General features: G+C 71.1%; 1 protein-coding gene. It reads right to left on the bottom strand.

Annotation, left to right across the window (positions count from 1 at the left end):
• The coding region (locus tag ACGFZW_RS38770) for an SDR family NAD(P)-dependent oxidoreductase (RefSeq protein WP_393898044.1) at nt 1-7,526 on the bottom strand (7,526 nt) is incomplete at its 3' end.
• Nucleotides 7,527-7,694 lie beyond the last annotated feature (168 nt).

Raw genomic sequence — 7,694 nt, 5'->3', positions numbered from 1 at the left:
GCAAACAACCCCACCTGAGCAAAACCCGTCCCCTCCAACAACGGAACCCCACCAGGCCCCGCCACACCGGAGAACACCACTTCGCGCAGCGAACAGCCCAAGAGTCCGTCCGCCACCGCACACACCTCGTCAAACGCAGCAGCAAACACCGGGAACACCTCGTACAAGTCCCGGCCCATCCCCACACACTGCGCACCCTGACCCGTAAACAAAAACGCCGTCAGACCATTCACAATCCCCGAGCCCATGACCCGACCCGAAGCCAACTCCTCCAAACCGGCGAGCAATTCTTCTTTCTCGCGGCCGACCACCACAGCACGGTGCTCGAATACCGCACGCCCCGTCGCCAACGAGAAACCCACATCAACCGGAGACGCCTCCGGCAACAAGGCCACATGCGCAAGCAACCGCTCCGCCTGCGCCCGCAACGCACCCACCGACCGACCCGACACCACCCACGGCACCACCGCGCCAAAACCACCTGGCACCAGAGCAGTTGACGTCTTCGCTGCCTCGGCATCGACGGCCGGCGCCTGCTCCAAAATGGCGTGCGCATTCGTGCCACTGATCCCGAATGCCGACACACCGGCACGACGCGGCGCACCCGTCCGCGGCCACTCCCGGGCCTCGGTCAACAACTCCACCGCACCCGCAGACCACTCCACGTGCGGCGTCGGCTCATCCACATGCAACGTCTGCGGCAACACACCGTGCCGCATCGCCATCACCATCTTGATCACACCGGCAACACCCGAAGCGGCCTGCGTATGACCGATGTTCGACTTCAACGCACCGAGCCACAGCGGCCGCTCCACCGAACGTCCCTGCCCATACGTCGCGAACAACGCACCCGCCTCGATCGGATCGCCCAGCGACGTCCCCGTCCCGTGCGCCTCCACCACATCCACATCCGCCGCAGAGAGCCCGGCGGAGTCCAACGCCGCCCGGATCACCCGCTGCTGCGAAGGCCCGTTCGGCGCACTCAGACCGTTACTCGCGCCGTCCTGATTGATCGCCGAACCCCGCACCACCGCCAGCACCTGATGGCCATTGCGCCGCGCGTCCGACAACCGCTCCAACAGCAGCATGCCCGCGCCTTCGGCCCAGCTCGTCCCGTCGGCGGCTGCGGAGAACGCCTTGGAACGGCTGTCACGGGCCAGCCCCCGCTGCCGACTGAACTCGATGAAGAGGCTGGGGGTGGACATCACGGTCACGCCGCCGGCCAAGGCCATCGAGCATTCGCCACGGCGCAGCGACTCCGCGGCCAGATGCAGGGCCACCAGCGACGACGAGCAGGCCGTGTCGACCGTGAGGGCCGGGCCCTCCAGGCCCATGGCGTAGGCGACGCGGCCAGACACGACACTGGCCGCCTTTCCGGTCAGCAGGTAGCCCTCGAGGTCTTCGGGCAGTTGCCGCAGGTGTGCGGCGTAGTCCTGTCCGTTGGTGCCGATGAACACGCCGGTCGGCGTTCCGCGGCGCGTGGACGGGTCGATGCCCGCGCGCTCCACGACCTCCCAGGAGGTCTCCAGCAGCAGCCGCTGCTGGGGGTCCATGGCGAGTGCCTCACGCGGCGAGATACCGAAGAACTCCGGGTCGAAGTCGTACGCGTCGTAGAGGAAGCCTCCTTCCTTCGCGTAGGTCTTGCCCCGCTGGTCGGGGTTCGGGTCGTAGAGCTCCTCGACATTCCAGTTCCGGTCGGCGGGGAAGGCGGAGATCACGTCGCTGCCGCCGGCGACCAGCGACCACAGGTCCTCCGGGCTGCGCACCCCTCCGGGGAGGCGGCAGCTCATTCCGACGATCACGATCGGGTCGTCGTCCGGTGCCGTCACGGTCGCCGGGACGGGCGCCGTGGCGGCTCCCGGCTCCCCCAGCGCGGCGGTCTTGAGGTATCCGGCGAGCGCCGCGGGGGTCGGGTGGTCGAAGAGCAGACTGGTCGGCAACCGCAGACCGGTGGCGCCGTTCAGCCTGTTGCGGAGCTCCACCGCGGTCAGCGAGTCGAAGCCGACCTCACGGAACGCCCGGGTCGGAGGGATCACTTCCGGGGAGGCGTGCCCGAGTACGGCCGCGGCGTGCGAGCGGACCAGATCCAGCAGGAGCGGTCCCCGCTCCTGGTCGCGCAGTCGTGCCAGTCGCTGTCCCAGCGAGGTCGCACCGGAGTCGGTGAGGCCCCGCGCCGCCCGCCGGTGCGTGGTGCGTATCAGGCCGCGGAACAGGTGCGGTACGGGCCGGGAGTCGGCCTGCGCCCGGACAGCCGCCAGGTCGAGGCGGGCCGGTACCAGCGCGGCATCGCCCACCGTGAGGGCGGTGTCGAAGAGGGCCATGCCCTCCGCGGAGGGCATGGCGGCGACGCCGGACCGCGCCATGCGTCGCACATCGGTGTCGTCCAGGTGGACGCTCATGGCGCTGCGCTGGTCCCATAGCCCCCAGGCCAGGGACTGGCCGGCCAGACCGCGCGAACGGCGGTGCTGGGCCAGCGCGTCCAGGAAGGCGTTCGCCGCGGCGTAGTTCGCCTGACCGGCGCCGCCGATGGTGGCGACGACGGAGGAGTACAGCACGAATGCGGCGAGATCCAGGTCCGCGGTCAGCTCGTGCAGGTTGACCGCCGCATCCACCTTGGGCCGCAGCACCTCGTCGACCCGCTCCGGGGTCAGGGCGGCGAGGACGCCGTCATCGAGGACTCCGGCGGTGTGGATCACGGCGGACAGCGGGTGCTCGGCCGGCACCCGGGCCAGCAGCCCGGAGAGGGCCTCGCGGTCCGCGACGTCGCACGCGGCGACCATGACGGTGGCGCCGGCCTCGATCAGCTCGGACCGCAGCTCCTCCGCGCCCACCGCGGCGAGCCCGCGGCGTCCGACCAGCAGCAGGTGCCGTACGCCGTACTCGGCCACGGCATGGCGAGCTGCCAGGGCGCCCAGCGTGCCGGTCCCGCCGGTGATCAGTACGGTGCCGTCCGGGTCGAAGGGCGGCGGGCCGGCGGGGGCGCCGTCCGGCACGCGGGCGAGCCGGGGCACCAGCACGCTGCCGGCGCGTACTGCGGTCTGCGGCTCGCCGGAGTCCAGCGCGCCCGGGAGCGCACGCAGCGAGTGAGGATCCGTGTCGAGGTCCACCAGGACGAACCGGTCCGGCTCTTCCGTCTGCGCGGAGCGGATCAGGCCCCACAGGGCGGCGTGGGCCAGGTCGGGGACGTCCCATTCAGGTCCGGTCGCGATCGCGCCCCGGGTCACGAACACCAGCCGTGTGGCGGCGAAGCGTTCCTCGGAGAGCCACCGCTGCACGAGGGACAGTGCCCCGTGCACGGCGTCCCGGACGCCCTCCGCCGTCTCCACGCAGGTGGCGTCGGGCATCGTGCAGGACACCAGCACGGCATCCGGCGCGTCGACCGGACCTGCTTCCATGTCGAAGACCGGAAGGTGGAGTCCGGTACGGAGTCCGAGGGTGTCGTCGCCGAGCACGGCCCATCGGCGGGGCCCGGGCGCGGGTGCGGTCGGCGCGGGGTTCCATGTGACGCGTAGCAGTGACTCGTGGAACGCGACGCGACCGCCCTGGAAGTCCTCGGGGCGTGCCGGACGCAGGGCCACCTCGTCAACGGTCGCCACGGGGTGGCCGCTCGGATCGGCGGCCTCGACGGACACCCCGTCGGGGCCGGTGGGCGTCAGCCGCACGCGCAGCCCGGACGCTCCGGTCGCGTGGAGCGCGACGCCCTTCCATGCGAACGCCAGCCGGGCGTCGGCGTCCTCGCCCTCCGCGGCGTTTCCGTGGCCGGCCGCATCCGTCCTATGCAGAACGGCTTCCAGCAGAGCTGGGTGCAGGCCGAACAGTCCGGCCTCGCTCGTGGTGTCCTCGTTGAGGCGGACCTCGGCGAAGAGCTCTGCGCCGAGACGCCACAGGGCGACGACCCCGTCCGCACCGGCATCTTCCACGGGAACCGCGCCGGCCGGGGGCCATGCCGCAAGGTCGAACGACGCAGCGGTGCCGCCGGACGTCAGGACAGCCCTGGCGTGGCGCTGCCAGGGCGCGTCCGGCCCGGCGTGCTCCGCCCGAGCGAACACCTCCAGCGTCCTGCGGTCGTCCTCGGCCGCGCCGAGCCGCACCTGGATGACCACCGCGCCCTGCGCGGGCAGGGGCAACGGCGCTTCGATGATCAGCTCCTCGGTCCGCTCGTACCCGACGTGGTCCCCGGCGCGGAAGGCGAGTTCGATGAAGGCACTGCCGGGCAGCACCGGCGTGCCCAGCACGGTGTGGTGGGCGAGCCAGGGGTGCGTCTGGAGGGCCAGGCGGCCGGTGAACAGGTAGCTGTCCGAGCCGGCCAGGGCAGTCGAGGCGCCGAGGAGCGGGTGGCCGGCCGGGGCCAGACCGGCCGCCGTCACGTCAGCGGCCGGGGCGGAGCCGGACAGCCAGTACAGCTCACGCTGGAAGGCATAGGTCGGAAGTGCCACGCGCCGTGCGTCGTGCCCGGCGAAAACCGCCTCCCAGTCCGGCTCGATCCCTCGGACCGTAGCTTCCGCGAGTGAGGTGAGGAGGCGCTGTGCGCCACCTTCCTGGCGGCGCAGCGATCCCACGACGGCGATATCGGCCCCTGCGTCCTCGGCCGTCTCCTGCAGAGCGGTCGACAGCACCGGATGAGGGCTGCACTCGATGAACCCGGTGCAGCCGGAGGCCAGCAAGGCCCTGCCGGCCGCTTCGAATTGGACCGTCTCGCGGATGTTCCGGTACCAGTACTCCGTGTCCAGCTGACGAGTGTCCAGCCGCCCGCCGGTCACCGTGGAGTAGAACGGGATCCGGGACGCCAGCGGGGTCACCGTCCGCAGGCCCGACAGCATGCGCTCGCGGAGCACCTCCACCTGGGCGGAATGGCCCGCCGTGTCGACGCCGCGGACCCGCCGGGCCCGGACGCCCTCGGCCTCCAGCTCGGCCAACAGCTCCTCGAGGGCCGCGGGTTCTCCGGAAACGGTCACCGTCCTCGGACCGTTCACGGCGGCGATGGACAGCCGGTCGCCCCAGCGCTCAAGGCGCTCGCGAGCTTCGTCGGCGGGCAGCGAGACCGCCATCATGCCGCCCTTACCGTCGAGTTCCGCCCACAGGCGGCTGCGCAGGGCCACAATGTGGGCCGCGTCCTCAAGCGTCAGGCCGCCGGCGACGTATGCTCCGGCGATCTCACCCTGGGAGTGGCCGATCACCGCCGCGGGCTTGATCCCGTACGACTGCCACACGGCGGCGAGCGACACCATCACCGAGAACAGCGCGGGCTGGATCACGTCGATACGGTCCAGCGAGGGCGCGTCCGGCTCGCCGAGCAGCACATCCAACAACGACCAGTCGAGGAACGGCCGCAGGGCATCGGCGCACGCCCGCAGCTGTGCCGCGAAGACCGGGGAGTCCTGCCAGAGCTCCTGTGCCATGCCGAGCCATTGCGAGCCCTGCCCGGGGAAGACGAGGGCGGCGTTGCGCGCGTCACCGCTCGCGGCCTGCACCAGGTTGGGGGCGGTACCGCCGTTCGCGAGCGCAGTGATCCCTTGGAGGAACCCTTCACGATCATCCGCGACGACCGCCGCACGGTGGCCGAAGGCGGTACGCGTGGTGGCGAGGGAGTACCCGACGTCGGCGAGACCGGCATCGGGGTGGGCGGCCAGGTGCTCACCAAGCCGCTCGGCTTGCGCCTGCAGCGCCTCCTCCGTCCTGCCGGAGATCGTCCAGAGGAGGGGGCCGGGGAGAGCCGAGGAGGAGCCCGGCCCCTCCGGCTCCGGGGTTCCGGCGTCGTCCACAGTGGAGTGCGCGCTCCCGCCCACCTCCGCCGGGGAAGCGGCGGGCTCCTCCGGGGCCTGCTCAAGGATGATGTGGGCATTGGTGCCACTGATTCCGAAAGAGGAGACGCCGGCGCGCCTCACCCGCCCGGTCGACGGCCACGGCATCGGGTCGGTCAGCAACCGCACCGCGCCCGATTCCCAGTCGACATGCCCGGACGGCTCGTTGACGTGCAGGGTCTGCGGCAGCAGGCCGTTTCGGATGGCCTTCACCATTTTGATGACGCCGGCCACACCGGCTGCCGCCTGGGGGTGACCGAAGTTGGATTTCAGCGAACCGAGCCACAGCGGATCGTTGTCGCCCCGGTCCTGCCCATAGGTCGCGAGCAGCGCCCCGGCCTCGATCGGATCGCCGAGTGCGGTGCCCGTTCCGTGTGCCTCGACCGCGTCCACGTCCCGTGGGGACAGCCCCGCGTCCGCGAGGGCCGCCTGGATCACCCGCTGCTGCGAGGGGCCGTGCGGGGCGGTCAGCCCATTGCTGGCGCCGTCCTGGTTGACGGCCGAACCCCGGACCACTGCAAGCACCTGGTGGCCGTTGCGCCGGGCGTCCGACAGCCGCTCCAGGAGGATCATGCCGACGCCCTCGCCCCAGCCGGTGCCGTCCGCCCGGTCGGAGAATGCCTTGCACCGGCCGTCGGGGGACAGCGCCTTCTGCCGGCTCAGTTCGACGAAGATGCCGGGACTGGACATCACCGTGACGCCACCGGCCAGTGCCAGGGAGCACTCGCCGCGGCGCAGCGACTGGATCGCCAGGTGGATGGCTGTCAGCGAGGCCGAGCACGCGGTGTCCACCGAGACGGCGGGGCCTTCGAGGCCCAAGGTGTAGGAGATGCGTCCGGAGAGGACGCTGGTCGTGCTGCCGGTCAGCAGGTAGCCCTCGTGGCCCTCCGACGGCTCCTCCATACGGGGTCCGTAGTTCTGGGGCATGGCGCCGACGAACACCCCGGAACGGCTTCCCTTGAGCGCACCGGGCCGGATCCCGGCGCGTTCCAGAACCTCCCAGGACGTTTCGAGCAGCAGGCGCTGCTGGGGATCCATGGCCTGTGCCTCGCGGGGGCTGATGCCGAAGAAGGTGGGGTCGAAGCGGCCCGCGTCGTAGAGGAAGCCGCCCTCCCGCACGTAGCTCTTGCCCTGCTCGGCGGGGTCAGGGTCGTACAAGTCCTCCAGGTCCCAGCCGCGCTCGGTGGGGAATCCGGCAATGACGTCCCGACCGCCGGCGACCACCTCCCACAGGTCCTCCGGTGTCCGTACGCCGCCCGGAAGCCGGCAGCTCATCGCGACGATGGCGATCGGGTCGTCCTCGGCGGCGTGCCGCGGCGACGCCGGCAAGGGGGTGCGATCGGTTCCGAGGTCCATGACGGACGACCGGATATGGTCCGCGAGCGCTGCGGGCGTCGGGTGGTCAAAGAGGACGGTTCCGGGCAGGCGCAGCCCGGTGGCGACGTTCAGCTGATTGCGGAGTTCCACGGCGGTGAGCGAGTCGAAGCCCAGTTCCTTGAACGCCCGGGCCGTACCGATCGCTGCGGGGCTGGTGTGGCCGAGTACGAGTGCCGTGTGCCTGCGGACGAGTTCCCGTGCGGCATCGCGCTGCTCGGCCTCGTCGGAGAGGGCAAGCATGTGGTCCCGCCATGTGAACGGTTCCTCGGTAACGGGGGCGTCGAGCTCGCCGAGCGGAGTGTCCAGCCAATACCGCTCACGCTGGAAGGCATACGTCGGCAGATCCACCCGACGCGCACCACGCCCCCCAAAGAACGCCCGCCAATCGACCTCAACCCCCACGGCATGCATCCGACCCAACGCCGCTACCGCCGACTCCTCCTCACCCCGCCCCTTCCGCGAGAACGCAATGAACTCGCCCTCCTCAACGCACGACTCACCCATCGCCGAAAGAAC

The sequence above is a fragment of the Streptomyces sp. NPDC048248 genome, from assembly GCF_043201875.1.
Classification (GTDB): Bacteria; Actinomycetota; Actinomycetes; order Streptomycetales; family Streptomycetaceae; genus Streptomyces.
Note: the sequence above shows the minus strand (reverse complement) of the source record. Positions and strands in the feature narration are given on the sequence as shown.